Here is a 16,997-nt window from a genome sequence, read left to right on the forward strand (position 1 = left end):
ATTATAGGTAAACAATCTCTTTGAAGGCGTAGCGTCGCTCCTCACCTTTCGCAGTAGTTAGGACGAGCAGCCCCTGAGGACTTACCTCCTGGATCGTTGCCTCAAACTCCTCCTCGGTGGCGACATCACGGTAGCGAGCTGGGATGCCTCGCTGGTAGAGGAGATCGTTGTACTCTGCATGCAGTGCCGCATAGTCTTGACGAGCGAGCTGCTCCCCTAGATGACGGAGCATCTGACGGAGGAAAGCTTTCACATCGTGGGGCTGTCCCGTCACGAGGTGCAAAGAGATCGCTTGCGGGAGCTCAGGCGGGAAAGCTCCCTCATTGATATTCATACCGATACCGATGATCGTCTCTGCGACAGAGCCCTCCGCCAGAGCGTTGTGGATCAGTATACCTGCAATCTTGTGGTCATTGACGAAGAGATCGTTGGGCCACTTGATCTCAATGGTATCTTCGCTCGAAAGCTGCTCCTGGTAGCTCTTATAAACCGCTATGGCGGTCGCCTCGCTGATAGACCATATCTGCTGCAAAGGTCGATCTAGACGAAGGTAAATAGAAGGGAGCGCATTGAGCCGAGGACTACTAAACCAGCTATTGTTTAGCTGACCTCGTCCCGCCGTCTGATAGTCCGTATGTATGACCGTCCCCGAGGGAAGGTCGGGTCTCTCCTGCAGGAGCTTGACTAGGTAGTCGTAGGTACTCGCTATGGGGTGGTCTAGTTCGGTTATCTCAAAGGAGATCTTGCTCATTCTGTGCTTGATTGTAGATTTCTATTCCGAGAGGCAGAAGACGCTGCTGAACCTTCGGGAGCTTGCGCCACACCTGCGCATAGGAGTGACGTAGGAGCCGAGCGATCCACTCCTCAGACTCACTAGTCGGTAGCTCCAGCTGTATCCAGTGCTTCTTATTCAGGTGAAAGGCGGGCTGCAGGTCGCTATGCCGGTCTAGCAAAGGCTCTATCAAGTCTGGGTTCACCTTGAGCGATACCATGCCTGGGTCATGCTCCAGCCAGAGCAATGCAAAGATGCGTCGTGACAGACGGTAGGTCACCACCTCTGGACCAAACGGCGCATCCGCCTCGCAGTAGGGCAACTGGCGACAGAGCTCATCTATTTGGCTTATCCCATTCATTTCAGTACTTTTGTAATCAGTCTTATAGAACCTCCACAAAGTTACATGAAAGTCCTTTACCTCGCCACACACAATGCTCACAAGCTCCTCGAGATCCAGTCGATGCTCGAAGAGACTTGCGAGGTGCGCTCAGCCTCTTCGCTAGGTCACTACACAGCTCCCGAAGAGAGCGCCTCTACGCTCCTAGGCAATGCAACTATCAAGGCGCAAGCTCTCTACGACCTCTACCACAAGCCTTGCATTGCGGACGATACGGGGCTCTTTGTCGAGGCGCTAGGCGGTGACCCAGGCGTACACTCAGCCCGCTACGCAGGTCGTGATGGCGACGATGTGGCTAATAGGAAGCACCTCCTAGACTCCTTAGCCTCACACCCCGAGCCGTGGCGAGCTTACTTCGAGTGCGTCATCGTACTGATCGACAGCCAGGGCGAGGAGCATCACTTCGTGGGGCGTGTAGCGGGACGGATCATTGACCACGAGGAGGGTGCCGAGGGCTTTGGATACGACAGCCTCTTCGTGCCAGAGGACTTTGACAAGACCTTTGCTATGATGAGTCCGCAAGAGAAGAATGCTATCAGCCACCGCACACGAGCCGTGGATCAGCTCCGCACATACCTTACCAGACACAGCCTATGAAAGCCCCTATACACCTCCTCCTCCCGCTCCTTCTATGCACCCTGCCTCTAGCAGCTCAGGAGCAACTGTGGCAGTGGCATCTAGCCGTAGGTGATGTAGAGCTCGTGGCAGATCTGCCTGAGCAAGTACTCTTCACCACAGGGGGCGTCATCGGCACCGTATCTCCAGAGCATCCTGATGAGATCCATCTCTTCGATGGCATGACCCCTATCAGCGACCTTGATGCCGAGATGATCCGCTACTCGCCCAGCCAGCAGGTCACTACCGCCTACTACACATCGGGGCGTATAGACCTCATATACAGCGACCGCATCTACAACCTAGTGGGCATCAGCGATAATAGCATGCTCAACGACAAGACCGCCACACGCATCTTCTATTACAAGGAGTTTGCCTTCATAGCAGGTCACTTCGGGCTCATGCAGATCGACCTCAGCCATCATCAGATCGTAGCCACGGCCTTTCTAGGCAAAGAGGTGCTAGACGCCTTTGCTCTAGACGAAAAGCTCTATGCGCTGACCAACGAAGGGCTACGCTCTAGTACCCTCTCGCAAAACTTGCAAGACCCCGCCTCGTGGAGTCTCGTCGAGGGCTTACCGCAGAGGGGGATCACCGCTATCACCGCCCTACCCGACGGCTCGCTCTGGTACATCGACAACCTTAACAATCTCTATCGCACCACGCTAGCCCAAGCCAATACTACCCCTCAGATGATGGCGCAGAGCGGATGGGCCGAGCGACTCTTCCCGCTAGCTGATGGTGTGGCTGTCGCAGGAGCCGACTCGCTTCTCGTATGGAGAGCTAGTGGCGAGCGCATACGCATTAACTTGCCCGCTCATCTGCACAGCCTATCAGGCGACAGCTCTCCAGACAAGCTCTGGTTCACGGCCGATGGCGCTCTCTACAAAGCTAACCTCGCCTCCGCTAGCAATGGGAGCGTCTCTCTCGAAAAGCTAACCCTCGAAGCCAACGCCCCGAAATCCAACAAGCACTTTTACCTCACACACCAGCACGGCAAGCTCTACTCCGTCAGTGGAGGACGTCGCACCAACGCTTACTGGCAGCCTGGTTACATACAGATCTATACCCCACCCCTCTGGCGCACCTGGGACTATCGCGAGATCCGGCAGCAGACGGGCGACATCCCTGTCTACGACCTCGTCTCCATAGCCGTAGACCCTCGTGACGCAGAGCACTACTTCGTCGGCTCGTGGGGAGATGGTCTCTACGAAATACAAGGCGACCAAGTCATCAATCGATACACTCCAGACAATGCGCCATTCGTCAGAGCTTGGAACGATGATTCACCCACAGCACACAATGTCCGTGTCGGCTCGCTATGCTACGATCATAGAGGCAATCTATGGATGGCACAGGGTCAAGGTTTGATAGCCAACCCCCTCGTAGTGCGCACTCCTGATGGCACGATGAAAGCTATCTCATACCCAGACATAGAGCTGGTTAATGCTTTCGGTCCTATGCTGGCTCTACCCAATGGCGTCAAGTGGTTGCTCATATTCCACCGAAGCGCGGATGGCAATAACGGGGTCTTCATCTTTGATGACAAGGGTACACCACTAGATCAGTCAGACGATGAGTACCGCCTCGTCACTAAGTTTGTCGATCGCACAGGCAAGGAGATCGCTGCCAAGTACTATTACGACCTAGCTCTAGATCCCTCTGGCAGTCTCTGGATAGCTACAGACAAAGGTCCCATCAGTGTTGCTAGTCCCAGCACATTCATCTCGCAGAGTACCCCGCTAGCCTCTAGACCCGTAGGCGGCGAGGAGCCCAACCTCTACTATGTCCTAGACAATATGCCCATCACCGCCATCGCTATCGATGCGCTCGGCAATAAATGGTGCGGCACAGGTTCTGACGGTCTTTACCTCCTTTCGCCAGACGGCACGCAGCTACTAGCTCACTACACCAAGGATAATAGTCCTCTGCTCACCAATGATGTGCTCTCTCTCGCCATTGATCAGAAGCGAGGAGAACTCTACATAGCCAGCTCGGCAGGACTTGTCTCCTTATACATAGGTCAGACGAGCGACTGGTCCGCACAGAGCAAAGAGGTCTACATCTATCCCAACCCGCTACGCCCCGAAGATCCCGACCAAGTCACCCTCTCCAAGCTACCCGCAGGCACTACGGTACGCATCTTAGACGGTGCTGGCAATCTGATCTATCAGGAGGTAGCACTAACAGGACAGCTCACCATCAGCACACGCCTGCCGAGTGGTGAGCGTTACCCCTCAGGCATTTACTACGCATTACTATCAGACAGCGAGGGCAAGCACAGCTACTCCATACCCTTTGCCGTCATATAATACATACGACTTTATGAAGAAACTTCTCTTACCCTTACTCCTATTACTATCCAGCATCATGCTACTAGCACAGAGTGAAAGTACCAGTCGCACAGACGGAGCCATCACGCCCGAGCTCCTGCAGAAACTCCAGCAAGCTACTCCAAAAGCACCTGCAGAGCGAGCCCTCTATAACAGCATCGCCCAAAACGGCATGGTACTCGCCAATGCCGAGCTTATGACACCGCCCGATGATCACTTCACCTACCGAGTACCCACGAAGGGGATCACCGATCAGAAGAAGTCTGGTCGCTGCTGGCTCTTTACCGGCTTCAATGTGCTACGTGCTCAGTTTATCAAGGACAACAACCTCGGAGAGTTTTACTTCTCCCACTGCTACTCCTTCTTTTGGGATCAGCTAGAGAAGGCTAACCTCTTCCTCGAGGGGATCCTCGAGACCCGTACGCTCCCCATTACTGACCGCAAGGTGGAGTGGCTCTTTCAGCACCCGATCAATGACGGCGGACAGTTCACCGGCATCTCGGACAACCTCCTCAAGTATGGTGTCGTGCCCAGTGACGTGATGCCCGAGACCTACAGTAGCAACAATACCGCACGCCTCTCCTCACTCATTGCTAAGCTCCTCCGTCAGGGCGGCATGGAGCTACGTAGCAAAGCGGAGCAAGGTGCCACACTAGCAGAGCTTCGCAAGAATAAGGAGACTACACTACAAGCTATTTACCGTCTCCTCTGCCTCAACCTTGGCACACCGCCCACCACCTTTGAGTACACTCTCAGAGATGCCGACGGCAAGGTTCTCTCGACCAGGGAATACACCCCGCTGAGCTTCTATCAAGAGCATGTCGGGGTCAACCTCAAGGATGACTACGTGATGATCATGAACGACCCCTCGCAGCCCTACTACGAGACCTACGCCATCGAGTATGACCGCCACGCCTGGGACGGCAAGGACTGGACCTACCTCAACCTCCCCATGGAAGAGATCAAAGAGATGGCGATCGCCTCACTCAAGGATGGCAACATGATGTACTACTCTTGTGACGTAGGCAAGGAGCTCAATAAAGAGTCTGGCTTACTCACCCTCGGCTACGACGACTACGAGGCGATCACGGGCGTCCCGATGACTATGACAAAGGGCGAGCGCATCGCATCTTTTGACAGTGGCTCCACACACGCTATGACACTCGTAGCAGTGGACCTAGACAAGTCAGGCAAGCCTACCAAGTGGATGGTCGAGAACAGCTGGGGAGCTACTGCAGGACATCAGGGGTATCTGATCATGACGGACGAATGGTTTGACGCATACACCTTCCGCCTTGTAGTCCATAAGAAGTATCTCACGCCACGTGCCAAGGCACTCCAGGGCAAGACGCCCAAGCTACTCCCCCCATGGAGTCCTATGTTTCGTGCCGAAGAGTAGTCGAGTAGTCGCACAGTGACCATCATCTCCTAAGGTCATCAGATAGCATAACTATCGCATTGGTCGCTATCTAAGCCAAATTGTACAGAGTACCTAGAGCAAGCCCAATCGCTTCGATGAGGCGGTTGGGCTTGCCACTTTATCTCATACCGATAGACAACAATAGCTTCTCTTACAGTTAAACGAAAAGCATTACCTTCGCAGTCAGCTACGTTCAGTCAATGAACATGCTGATCATCAACTATTATGCCGACCTCCAGACTACTACATAACCTGTTGTTTCCTCCGAGGCATCTCGCTATCGATGTGCTCGTAGAGGCGGTACAGGGCAAGACGATCCTCATCACAGGTGCATCGTATGGTATCGGGGAGGCTTTAGCGCATCGTCTTGCTGAGGCTGGTACACACTTGATCCTTGTAGCACGCACAGCTGAGCGTCTGGAGGCTCTAGCAGATGATCTAGCGACGACGGCAGCCTCCGTGCAGTGGCGGAGCGTGGATCTGAGAGATGAAGAAGAGGTGGCAGATCTAATCACATGGGTACGAGCAAACTATTCACAGCTCGATGCGCTAATACTCAATGCGGGTAAGTCGATACATCGTGCTTTCTACGATTCGCTAGATAGGTATCACGATGTGACGCGAACGATCACGACGAACTACACCAGCTCCGTGCAGCTCATCATGGGACTAGCCTCGCTCCTACCCCATGGTAGTCAGATTATCGCCTCCAATGCAGCTAGCACCTTGATGCCTCCAGCGCCAGGGTGGTCTGCTTATCAAGCCTCCAAGAGCGCTTTAGACAGCTATCTACGAGCTATTCGTCCAGAGCTACGACAGAGAGGGGTGGTGGTATCGCTACTGTACTTGCCCCTAGTACGCACGAGGATGATCGCTCCGACTGAGATGTACCGCTCTGCGCCAGCTCTCACACCCGAAGAGGCGGCCGAGCGTATAGCTTGCCTACTCTGTAGTAGACGAACTAGCTTTATCCCGTGGTGGGTGCGGTTAGCTCGTCCGTTTATGTCTCTTTTGCGTCCAGTTTTTCAGTCTATTGCTATGCGTCATCTATGAGTCGGAGCTTACTGCACAAACTATATCGCCTGCACCTGCTCTCACCGAGCGGTGTCGCACGCTTGCTCCACGCGCTATGGTGTGAGGGCGTCAACTTGATGGCGGTGACGCGCTTTGCTGCACACTACTACCCCTCTGTGCTGGCTGTCGCTGATGAGCAGCATCACTACACTTACACAGCACTCTATGCCAAAGCTAGAGCGTGGGCTGCTGTCCTCTACGAGCAAGGCTGGCGACAAGGCATGCGCTGTGCACTGCTAGGGCGTAACTCGTCAGAGATAGTGGTCGCCTCTCTAGCTCTCTCGCGTCTCGGGGTACACATATATTATATGAGTACAGATCTAAGCAAGGAGCAAGTGAGACAACTATGTCAAGAGCGACAGATAGAGACGGCTCTCGTGCAGGAGGAGTATGCCGACCGAATGCCTAGCGATCTAGACGTCAAGCTACTAGATGACTTGAACAAGAGCGATGAAAGTCCCGGCCCAAGGCGCATCCCGAAAGGTCGTGGAGGTCGTATCATCGTTTTGACAGGTGGCTCGTCGGGTCACTACAAGGTAGCGGCACGCAAGCCTAGTGTGACCGCCTTCTTGCATCCTTTCTTAGCTTTGCTCAGAGAGATCCGACTAGATGAGTGCCGATCGGTCTACATCGCCCCACCACTCTACCACGGCTTTGGCTTAGCTTCGCTGATTGTAGCTCTGGTGATGGGACGTAGCGTTTACCTACGCAAGCGCTTTGACGCTCAGTCCGCTACACGACTACTCTCGGAGCACTCCATTGAAGTACTCATAGCTGTACCACTCATGCTACGACGACTGATCAATGAGTCGCCAAGCGAAATACGATCGTTGCGACGTATACTCTCGGGCGGAGCACCACTCGATACACCACTAGTGAGAGCCGTAGAGCAGCACTGGGGAGCTGTACTCTACAATCTATATGGGACGAGCGAGGCCGGATTCTTTATATTGGCTACGCCTGAGATCTTGTACGACGCACCTCTAGCACTAGGCAAGCCTATACGTGGTGTGCGGTGCAATATTGTCAGACCTGATAGTCAAGGAGTAGGCGTGCTAGCCGTCCGCAGTGGCTGGGCTATGGATGAGCGTAAGGGGAGCTGGCAGGAGACGGGCGATCTAGTATGGATGGACGAAAGCGGGGTGCTCTTCCTGCGAGGACGAGATGACTCGATGATTCTGTCAGGTGGCGAAAACGCTTACCCAGAGGTACTCCGCGAAGCTCTAGCAGCTCTTGATGCGGTGATGGACGTGGCTGTGATAGCTTATCCAGATCTAGAGTTTGGCACACGGTTGGCAGCATTCGTAGTATTAAAGGCAGATCACGACTCTACCTCTGAGGAGGATCTACGGCTTCTGCTCTCAGCAAAGCTGCCTCGCTACCAGATGCCTGGGAGGATCATACGCTTAGCAGTGTTGCCACGACTGGAAAATGGTAAAGTGGCAGAGGGTACACTCAGAGAGATGATGGAGGTAACAGCACAAGCAGAGGAGCGGTATGAAGATCGTGCGTAATAGGTGGATCCCCTTCAAGGGCTTCTGGGCTATCAACCTCTTCGGAGTTATCTTCGTTCGCAAGGATCTACCCGAGGAGCATCTGTCAGATCCGCTCTGGCTGGAGACCATCGTACGTCACGAGCGTATCCACACCCGTCAGATGGTGGAGCTGCTGGTGATCCCTTTTTACCTCCTATATATAGTAGAGTGGTTGGTACGTCTCGCTATCTGTCGTGATACCGAGAGTGCCTACCGCTCTATCTCATTCGAGCAGGAGGCTTACGCCCATCAAGACGACCCTGAGTACATTCAGCAGCGCAGACTATATGCTTTCTTCAACTATTGGCGGAGGTAGGTAGTTCTAAAATCTTTTTTCGTACCTTTGCAACCGTCTAGCGAGAGGAATCGCCCAGATGGCGGAATTGGTAGACGCGTCGGTCTCAAACACCGATGGGGTTAAACCTGTGCCGGTTCGATCCCGGCTCTGGGCACACAAATGAAAGCGAAGGCTAAGCGGTAATCTCAACCACTTAGCCTTCGCTCTCTAATTTCTAATCTCTAAAGTCTAATCTCTAGCTTTCTTCTTATATTTGCACCTAGCTAACGATAGACAACTCACATGCAGCGCAAAGATCCTAAGCCTCTAGGGGAAATCATATCCGACTGGCTCTCCGAGAGTCCAGAGGTAGACCAAGGTCTTCTCGAGCTCAAGGCACTCCAATACCTGCGCACACGCTTCTACCCGCTCAGACGACAGATACGTGAGCTGTCGATCTCAGACCACACATTGCAGATGCGCATCACCTCAGCTAGCCTGAGACAAGAGATACGGCTCACACAGCAGCAGCTCATAGAGCAGATCAACGCACAGCTACAGTACGACCTTATAGACGAAATCATAATCCGATGAAGCAGAGACCCTCTTACCTCCTCTTTCATACTAGCAAGTACACGCTCCTGACGATGCTACTCTTGCTCCCGTTACTTCTCAGCACTGGTTGTAGCAAAGTCGGAGAGAGCGTCTTCAGCTCTGCCCCCCTACTCGTAGACTATGTCGATGTGCATCAGGGCACATGGGATGCCGAGCATAGCGAGGAGATATTTCCCATCGTACAGCTTCCTCATAGCCTACTGCGCATCATCCCGTTCAAGGAGAGCTTACGGTCGGCTCGCATCAAGGGGCTGCCACTCTACACACCTGACATCGATGGTCGCCCGCTCTTTTATCTAATCCCCGAGAGTGCCCATCCTAGTCAAGACCCTTCGGGGAGACTGAGCTTCGACTTTCAGGAGATCACCCCATACAGCTACCACCTGTACCTCGATGAGCTACAGGTCAATGTGGACTTTTCGCTCACCTCTATGAGTGGTCTCTATGATCTCTCATCACGGGACTATAATGGTAGGGACACACGTCAGCTCTCCTTATATATAGACCGCCGTGACTCGACTACGTGGGAGCAAGTGGGCGACGACGCTATCGCCGCTGAGGTCGCCTACGGGGGCACCACACCGACACGCATCTACCTCTACCTGCAGCTCAATACGAATATAGCGCAGATGACGAGTAGCATATCCCCCAGCGACACAACCTATGAGCACCTCACCTTACAGCTACAGAAGCCAAACAAGCGGATCGTCGCCAAGTACGCTATCTCTCTCATCAGCTGCGAGCAAGCTAAGCGAAACTTAACCACGCAGATCCAGAGCTTCGAATACTCGCCACTGGTCAAGTCGGCCCGCAACGAGTGGCAGAAAATACTTCGCCGCGTGGAGGTATCGGGCGGTACAGAGGTAAACATGCGTAAGTTTTACACTGCGCTATACCGCTCGCACCTATGGCCTGTCAGCATCTCCGAAGATGGACAGTACTACTCTCCTATCGACGATTCGGTACATAGCGATGAGGGGATCACCCAGTACAGCCAAGACGACCTAAGATACACCTACGAGACCAACTACCCCCTACTGATGCTCCATGCGCCAGACATGATGGAGGAGATCATCGTGTCGTATCTACGTGCTATACGCGACTCAGGTGGACAGCTCCTAGAGACGCTCGACCTAGGCAGTGTGGTCTACACGGAGGAGTCACCTCTCCTCTTCCTACTGACCGATGCACTCGCCAAGGGGCTCCTCGATCAAGACATCAAGCAAGCCTTTGAGGTACTACGTATCGCCATCGACGCCGAACCTGAGCGACGAACGGGCTACAAGCTCTGGTGTCTCTCACAGCTAGCTAACAGTATCGGCTACACCGCCCTCGCGAGAGAGTACGCAGAGCTCAGCGATACCTATCGCCCATCACCAGGTCGACTATCAGCACAGCAAGTCGCATCGATCTTAGAGCATCCTAGTGATGCTACGCCTATACTACTTCCAGAGGGGCAGGTCAATATTGATAGCCTCTTCAGCAGTTCGCTACACTCACTCAATGTAGATCCCGATCTCTTCGCTTTTCTCTTTACCTACAACCTAATGGGTCGTCCACATGATGCGCAGAAGTTCGTACGCCATACCATCGACTACTTCTTTGGTGTAGGCTCCTTCGGCTATCCTGGACCTGATGACTACGGCTCTCTCAGCGCATCGCTTGTCTTCGCCATGATGGGCTTATATCCAGTGGCACCAGGCATCAACGGATACTCGATCGTCGCGCCTTCCTTCAACGAGATCAATATCAATATGGGAGGCGGACGCCATCTCACGATCAAAGCGCAGGGAGCCTCCCAAGTCAATAAGTATATCTCTGATCTTACCATCGGAGGGCGACCACGTACGGTCTACTGGGTCAAACACAGCCAGATAGCCAGCGGAGGTACCATCTCCATGTTTCTCTCCGATGCAGAAAATTGATGCTTTCTTCTTCTAGATTTCGCGAATCAGATAGTCCGATGAGATGAGTAATGATTTGCGAGATTGAGATTCTCCTCAAAGTACTTGCACATTTAGCGAAAATGTTGTAAGTTAGTAGCGGATTAAGAAAACTCATACAAATCATTAAGTACATACAGTTATGGCAAAGGAAACAATCTCATTCAACGAACTGCGTCGCATCAAGGATAGCCTACCCGATGGCTCTATTCATCAGATCGCTGAGAAGCTGGGTCTCCGTGTAGACACTGTCAGAAACTACTTCGGAGGAGCCAATTACGAGGAGGGACGTGGCGCCGGAGTGCATATCGAGGCAGGTCCCGAAGGTGGCATCGTAGTCATCGATGACAACACCATCCTCAATCAGGCACGTGCCATCATAGGAGAGGAACCTGTCCTCTAGGGAAAAAGCAATCAGCAGTCAGTGTCTTACCAGTCACTGACTGCTCCCCTATGATCTTATTATAGGATTGTCGTGACGTATCGACAGTCCTCTTACATCCACCATTAACACCACATCTATGCCACAAGACAAAGACCAGTCCAAGCTGGTGACTGTAGCTATACACACCTACGAGAAGGCGCAGATACTCCAGAGCCTGCTACAAAGCCAAGGGATACCAGCTACACTACACAATGTAAATACAGTACAGCCTATCTTCTCAACAGGCGTACGTGTACGCATCGCAGAGCGTGACCTACCTCGTGCACTAGCCTACATAGAGGATCTCAAGTGGGATCTAGACGAGGCATACGATGACCTACAGGAGAAGACAGAGCTAGCCAACGAATCGCCAGACTCAGCTCACGTTGCTGCATACAAAGGGTATGTCCTCATCCCTGTCGACTTCAGCGTCTATACGGACAAGATTGTCAAGCTCGGATTCCACTTTGCAGCCCGCCGGCAGCTGCACGTACTACTCATGCACGTATATACGGGCACACTGCCACAGATGAACTTCCCTTATGGAGATTTTACAGCTCTCCTGCCACAGATTCAAGCGGCTTCTAACCAAGAGGCTAAAAAAGCTGAGCAGCAGATGAACGAGCTGACCAAGGAGATCGATGCTAAGATGTCTGAGGGTACTCTCCCAGAGGTCACCTACCGCACGACTATACGTGACGGCATACCTGCCGATGAGATACTACGCTATGCTAAGCGCAACCTCCCAGCTATCATCATCATGGGTACACGGGGCAAGACCGAAGATAGTGATTATATCGTCGGTAGTGTCGCTGCCGAAATCATTGATCGAGCACAAGCGCCCGTACTCGTTGTCCCAGAGCGGGTCGCCATAGATGATCTCATGCAGGTCAAGCATGTAGGCGTAGCAACCAGTTTCGACCAGCGAGACTTGGTACTCTTTAATCAGATGATGCAACTGATGGCTCCCCTAGAGCCTGAGTATAGACTCTTTAATGTGTCACGCTCTGAAGGCAAGTGGGGAGACGTACAGCTACAAGCTATACAGGAGTACAATAAGCAGCAGTATCCCAATGCACACATTGAGTGGACTAAGCTAGACGAGGGTGAGCTCTATGCAGCTCTTGAGAACTTTGTCACAGAGCATCAAGTCGAGCTGATTGTGGTCAATACCTACAAGCGCCGTGTACTCGCCAAGCTCTTCAATCCGACGATGGCACGACGTATGCTCTTCCACGCAGGGACGCCTATCCTCGTGATGCACAGCAACTCATCACAATAGAGCAGTCCTAGCTAAAGGATAAACAACTAATCGAGTAGGTCGGGAAACGAAAGTTTTCTGACCTACTTTCGTTTCCTTCCCTCTCACACCACCGTACGTGCCGTTCGGCATACGGCGGTTTAATTCGTTTTCAAAGACTTTCTAATCATGTTTGATTAGCTTCATCTTCCGTCTTTCTTAATTTCCGCTTCCGATGGATACCTGTTTAGCTCTATGTGGTCGATCGCATTGACGTTTTGACCGTTGCCACTCGTCAGCAATGTACATCGGAACATACATTCTTGATTGACGTTACGAATTATTCGGTCCTTCGCCTTGTTCTGCGCGAGAACGGCTACTTCGACCTCTGCTGACTCCTCGACATTCGTTGTTACTATCCTATAGGACTGCCGAGGCCTCGCGGGATAAGTCATACATCTTTCATCGTTTACCTGCCTAATTTACGCATCAAGGTTACGGTTGCCTTTTGGAACTTCACTGTCCTTGGCCAGCTTGTCCACTTGATACGCCTTAGTATTAGGTTTCTGTTCGTCAGGCCACGAATTCGCTATTGCTTCTTCTCTCCCAAGGGTCACCCCTTGAAACTTGCAAGTCGCTATGGGGTTCGTTGGCAACTGCGCCCCGTGTGGACTTTCACCACAGATGTATAACATGCCCGTCATACCAAGAAGAGCTCCGTAAGTCTGCGTAGACTTGCGGAGCTCTCTTTATATAGCGGGTTCAGCCGCTACGCTTGGGTTACTTGTCTGATGGAAAAGCTGAGGAGACGAGCTTCTGGATGTCCTTCGGAGTAAAGTCGCCCGTCAGACCGACTATATAGTACTCATCTTCATCTAGGACAGAGATGAGTAGCTCAGGACACTTGCGCCAGCACCAGATGCCAGACTCACGAGAGACGATCTGCACCTTGAGATTATCTTCTGATTGGTTGACCGTAAGCAGTGGCTTGATAGAGCGATGCAGTCCAGGCGTCAGCATCGGGGCAAACGCCTTCTGCAGCTTGTCGATAGTCTCAGGCGTTGAGGCGATGTATACGTCGAGAGACTTCAGCTTCTTAAAGAGCGTCTTGATGTTAGCCATGACAGAGGAGTTACTATCCTCCTTGATCGTCTTCATGATACTCTCCATAGGGATCATATCCAGCATGTTTTCATTGAGGGAGAAGACCTGCACTCCATCCGCAGCCGTGGGGAGTGCCTTGGCATCTACATACTTGAAGGGGCTAGTCTGTGCCATAGCACCTAGCGTTACGGTCAGCACTAGAAGCATAGCAACTAGCTTAGACAACAGGGGTAAAGAGATTCGTTTCATATAAGAATACTGGGTTGATAAATAATTAGTCTACAACTATTTCATATCATGCCACGTCTCCATTGTCCTAGGCAATGTAGGCGCTACTGTATGATAGACGAGCATGAGATGGAAATGTTGCAAAGGTTCCTAAAAATGCAACACCAGAAAAAGCGACTAACCATGGAAAGCTAGAAGCCTCTGTAGACGCTTGAGGGACTTCCCCACGTAGGAATTTCCAATTCCTCACGTGGAGATTTCAGACTATTACCGTCCGATAAATCTACTTGAGACGAGAAAGTATTTGGTTTGTCAAAAAATTGTCGTACCTTTGTAGTCGCAATCAAGTCAGCAATGGTTCGTTGGCCGAGTGGTTAGGCAACGGTCTGCAAAACCGTGTACGGCGGTTCAAATCCGCCACGAACCTCTTACAATAAATAGATTTTCATTTCTTTGTGAAGTCCCTCTGCGAGTTATTTGTGGAGGGACTTTTTTGCATCCTAGCAAGAGGTTAGGATCAAGAGCTTACGCGCACGCTCTCCCATAGTCGTGGCGAGCAGATAGTAGGTATCGCTCTCATCGGTCTTGAGCGTCTGCTTGAGCTGCTGAGCAGTCAGAGGGAAGTGTCGAGACATGATGGTCAGTGCTGGATAGTGCTGACGGAGAGCCTGAAGCTCCTTACCTCTGAGGACAGACTTGCTGTAGTCGATCTCCTCTATGAGCTTATAGCTCTTGTAGAGAGGACTGGGAGAGGCCTTTGCAGAGGTGTAGATATGACTATTGGGGCCGAGTAAGGTGAGCGACTGCTCCTCAGCGATGAGGTGAAAGGCACCACTCTTCATCAGGAGTGGCTGTGGAATGTGTATATACTCCTCGACCTTAGTCGCATAAGCTGTACGAACTGACGATAAGTGCTGGTACGGAAAGCTCCAACGGCTCACCTGTCCCAGGCGATCCACGACAGCTAGATAAATCTCTGGATCAGTCTCTTGTCGCTGCATAGAGACTGCGACCAGTAGCTCTTTGACCTCATCCTGCACCTGTACGATATGTACGGCGCATACCTGCGGGAGCTGCTCTAATATCCACTGTATATCTAGCATTGGCGACAACTTAAGGAGCAGTCGTCCCTGATAACCCAGCTCTTGTAGCCGACTCATGATCTGTAGCGGTGATGGACTATACTCATCCATACTAATGAGACGGCGATTAGGATCCTCCATGTCTCGCCGAGCCGGATCTGCATAGACGAGTGTCACACCTTCGAGTGTAGCACGCTCCATCGCTGCCAGTGCATCCCCGCAGTGTACCGTGACATGATCCTGCTGCAAGATCTTGTGCATATTGTAGGTCAAGGCTTCTGCCATCGTCTGGTCTATCTCGTAGATGACGCTCTGCTCTGACACAGATGCCATCGCTAGTGCATCGATGCCTAGCCCTCCCGTCATGTCTAGGATATGCTCCTGAGGCGCTATCAGTTGCTGCTTGTAGCGGGCTGTCAATTCGCTACTACTCTGCTCGAAGTTGACTCGATGTGGTATATACCCACCGCTCTCGGCAAAGCGTGGCATCTTACGCTGCATCTTAGGCAGCAGAGAAACCTGTAGCGCGATCTGTCGCTTGAGCTCAGGCTCCAGCTCACTCCGCTCGAAGAGTATCCTGTCGGGCGATCTATCGGCCCATTGCCTACTCAGAGCCACTACTTGCTCCATCTGTTGTTGTGATAGCATATTGACTTGATGGTCTTATGGCGCAAAGTTAAGACAACGCCCCCTTACAAGCAAAAAGCATCCGCCAGTGGCATGGCTAATTTCTACTTTGCGGTGCTGGGAGAAGTTTAGACTGACGTATTCTAATCAACGGAGACTATAAAACAGAATATCCACGTGGGAATTCTCAATTCTCCACGTGGATATTTTTTATTCTCCACGTAGGTACGAAACGATTCCTCCGAAGTTTCATTTGATTCCTCCGAAGTTTCATTTCATCTCCACGTGGAGATTTTTTATTCTCCACGTGGAGATTTGAGAATTTCCACGTGGGGATCTGCCCCTTCTAAAGGAAGATCGTATCGGAGCCTAAGAGATCCTGTCGATCACCTGTCAGTGCGGTCCCCTGTCAGGGCCTCAAAATAGAATTTAGCCGTGACATGTGTAGGCAGATTGTGATTTCGCAGAGGTTATGGTGGAATGAAGATTTTTGCGTACCTTTGCACAGTTCGTATGAGACGAAAGTTCTCACGGACATCTAAATCATTCAAATCTCAATATCAACAATGGCAACTAAAATCAGACTACAAAGATTCGGTCGTCGTGGCTACCCCTTCTACCGTATCGTCATCGCTGATAGCAGGGCTCCACGGGATGGAAAGTTTATTGAGAGGATAGGTTCTTATAATCCGAACACTAATCCTGCTACAATAGATTTGAAGTTTGACCGCGCTCTCTATTGGCTCAAGGTCGGTGCACAGCCTAGTGACACCGTACGTCGCATCCTCTCACGTGAGGGTGTCCTCCTTAAGAAGCACCTCGATGGTGGTGTCGCCAAGGGCGCATTCACACAGGAGGTCGCAGACCAGCGCTTTGAGGCATGGCTCACGAACAAGCAGCAGCTCCTCAAGGGAGTCGCAGAGCGTGACCAGCAGAAGGCTCAAGATATAGCTCAGAAGCAGCACGAGGCTGAGGAAGAGCAAAACAAGGAGCGTAGCAAGGCTCTAGAGGAGAAGAAAGCAGCCATCGAGCGCGAGAAGGCTGAGGCCGAAGCTGCTGCAAAGGCTGAAGCTGAGGCTAACGAGGAGGCTAACGCCACCGAGGAAGCACCCGCTGCTGAGGAGGCTCCTGCCACAGAAGAGGCTCCCGCTGCTGAGTAAGCTGACAACTACACAACACCTCTACGACATATCTAGTCGTATCTACCATGATACGTATCTATGTGTCATAACATCTATGAGGCCCAGACTGCATGACTTTGTGTGGTCTGGGTTTTTTTTTGAGCAGACTGATCTACGAGACCGTCTT

At 52.0% G+C, this 16,997-nt stretch carries 15 protein-coding genes and 2 tRNA genes; 13 read left to right on the top strand and 4 right to left on the bottom strand.

All coding sequences use genetic code 11. The features are described from left to right. Window position 1 precedes the first annotated feature (1 nt). Together PORAS_RS07185 and PORAS_RS07190 are read right to left on the bottom strand one after the other, a co-directional pair. Window positions 2–751, bottom strand: a complete 750-nt coding sequence (locus tag PORAS_RS07185) for a biotin--[acetyl-CoA-carboxylase] ligase (protein ID WP_013760746.1) — start codon at window positions 749–751, stop codon at window positions 2–4. Further along, entirely contained in the window at window positions 732–1,133 is a 402-nt protein-coding gene (locus PORAS_RS07190) for an MmcQ/YjbR family DNA-binding protein (protein WP_013760747.1), read from the bottom strand. Before PORAS_RS07190 ends, PORAS_RS07185 begins: the two co-directional genes overlap by 20 nt. 45 nt (window positions 1,134–1,178) lie before the next feature. On the opposite strand from PORAS_RS07190, the gene rdgB reads away from it, so the two are divergent. The 11 genes from rdgB (at window position 1,179) to PORAS_RS07245 (ending at window position 12,690) form a co-directional block, all read left to right on the top strand. Next, window positions 1,179–1,769, top strand: a complete 591-nt coding sequence (gene rdgB, locus PORAS_RS07195) for an RdgB/HAM1 family non-canonical purine NTP pyrophosphatase (protein ID WP_013760748.1) — start codon at window positions 1,179–1,181, stop codon at window positions 1,767–1,769. Beyond that, complete coding sequence (gene porZ, locus PORAS_RS07200) at window positions 1,766–4,099, top strand: type IX secretion system anionic LPS delivery protein PorZ (RefSeq protein ID WP_013760749.1); 2,334 nt, start codon at window positions 1,766–1,768, stop codon at window positions 4,097–4,099. The genes rdgB and porZ overlap by 4 nt, the downstream gene beginning before the upstream one ends. Window positions 4,100–4,112: 13 nt before the next feature. Next, entirely contained in the window at window positions 4,113–5,519 is a 1,407-nt protein-coding gene (locus PORAS_RS07205) for a C1 family peptidase (protein ID WP_013760750.1), read from the top strand. A gap of 246 nt (window positions 5,520–5,765) precedes the next feature. Next, window positions 5,766–6,593 carry an SDR family NAD(P)-dependent oxidoreductase gene (locus PORAS_RS07210; protein WP_013760751.1) on the top strand — a complete coding sequence of 276 codons (828 nt, stop codon included), beginning with the start codon at window positions 5,766–5,768 and terminating at the stop codon, window positions 6,591–6,593. Continuing rightward, on the top strand, window positions 6,590–8,128 hold the full coding sequence (locus PORAS_RS07215) for an AMP-binding protein (RefSeq protein ID WP_004331238.1): 1,539 nt from the start codon (window positions 6,590–6,592) through the stop codon (window positions 8,126–8,128). Before PORAS_RS07210 ends, PORAS_RS07215 begins: the two co-directional genes overlap by 4 nt. After that, window positions 8,112–8,465, top strand: a complete 354-nt coding sequence (locus PORAS_RS07220; RefSeq protein ID WP_004331226.1) for a hypothetical protein — start codon at window positions 8,112–8,114, stop codon at window positions 8,463–8,465. Before PORAS_RS07215 ends, PORAS_RS07220 begins: the two co-directional genes overlap by 17 nt. Before the next feature lie 52 nt (window positions 8,466–8,517). Then, window positions 8,518–8,601 (top strand) — tRNA-Leu (locus PORAS_RS07225). A gap of 128 nt (window positions 8,602–8,729) precedes the next feature. Next, on the top strand, window positions 8,730–9,020 hold the full coding sequence (locus PORAS_RS07230) for a DciA family protein (protein WP_004331232.1): 291 nt from the start codon (window positions 8,730–8,732) through the stop codon (window positions 9,018–9,020). Continuing rightward, window positions 9,017–10,966, top strand: a complete 1,950-nt coding sequence (locus PORAS_RS07235) for a glycoside hydrolase domain-containing protein (protein ID WP_004331209.1) — start codon at window positions 9,017–9,019, stop codon at window positions 10,964–10,966. Before PORAS_RS07230 ends, PORAS_RS07235 begins: the two co-directional genes overlap by 4 nt. 160 nt (window positions 10,967–11,126) lie before the next feature. Next, on the top strand, window positions 11,127–11,387 hold the full coding sequence (locus PORAS_RS07240; protein WP_004331210.1) for a hypothetical protein: 261 nt from the start codon (window positions 11,127–11,129) through the stop codon (window positions 11,385–11,387). A gap of 118 nt (window positions 11,388–11,505) precedes the next feature. Beyond that, a complete protein-coding gene (locus PORAS_RS07245) occupies window positions 11,506–12,690 on the top strand; it encodes a universal stress protein (RefSeq protein ID WP_004331214.1) in 1,185 nt (394 codons plus the stop codon). 738 nt (window positions 12,691–13,428) lie between these two features. Here the strand turns inward: PORAS_RS07245 and PORAS_RS07260 are convergent. Then, window positions 13,429–14,001, bottom strand: a complete 573-nt coding sequence (locus PORAS_RS07260) for a DUF4252 domain-containing protein (protein ID WP_013760752.1) — start codon at window positions 13,999–14,001, stop codon at window positions 13,429–13,431. Window positions 14,002–14,336: 335 nt separating this feature from the next. Here PORAS_RS07260 and PORAS_RS07265 point away from each other — a divergent pair. Then, window positions 14,337–14,407, top strand: a tRNA-Cys gene (locus PORAS_RS07265). A 73-nt stretch (window positions 14,408–14,480) separates the two neighbouring features. Here the strand turns inward: PORAS_RS07265 and PORAS_RS07270 are convergent. Beyond that, window positions 14,481–15,710, bottom strand: coding sequence for a THUMP-like domain-containing protein (locus PORAS_RS07270; RefSeq protein ID WP_013760753.1), 1,230 nt, complete (start codon window positions 15,708–15,710; stop codon window positions 14,481–14,483). Between the two features lie 545 nt (window positions 15,711–16,255). On the opposite strand from PORAS_RS07270, the gene PORAS_RS07275 reads away from it, so the two are divergent. Then, complete coding sequence (locus tag PORAS_RS07275; protein WP_004331221.1) at window positions 16,256–16,849, top strand: 30S ribosomal protein S16; 594 nt, start codon at window positions 16,256–16,258, stop codon at window positions 16,847–16,849. The last annotated feature ends 148 nt before the right edge of the window (window positions 16,850–16,997 follow it).

It is taken from the genome of Porphyromonas asaccharolytica DSM 20707 (genome assembly GCF_000212375.1).
GTDB classification, from domain to species: Bacteria; Bacteroidota; Bacteroidia; order Bacteroidales; family Porphyromonadaceae; genus Porphyromonas; species Porphyromonas asaccharolytica.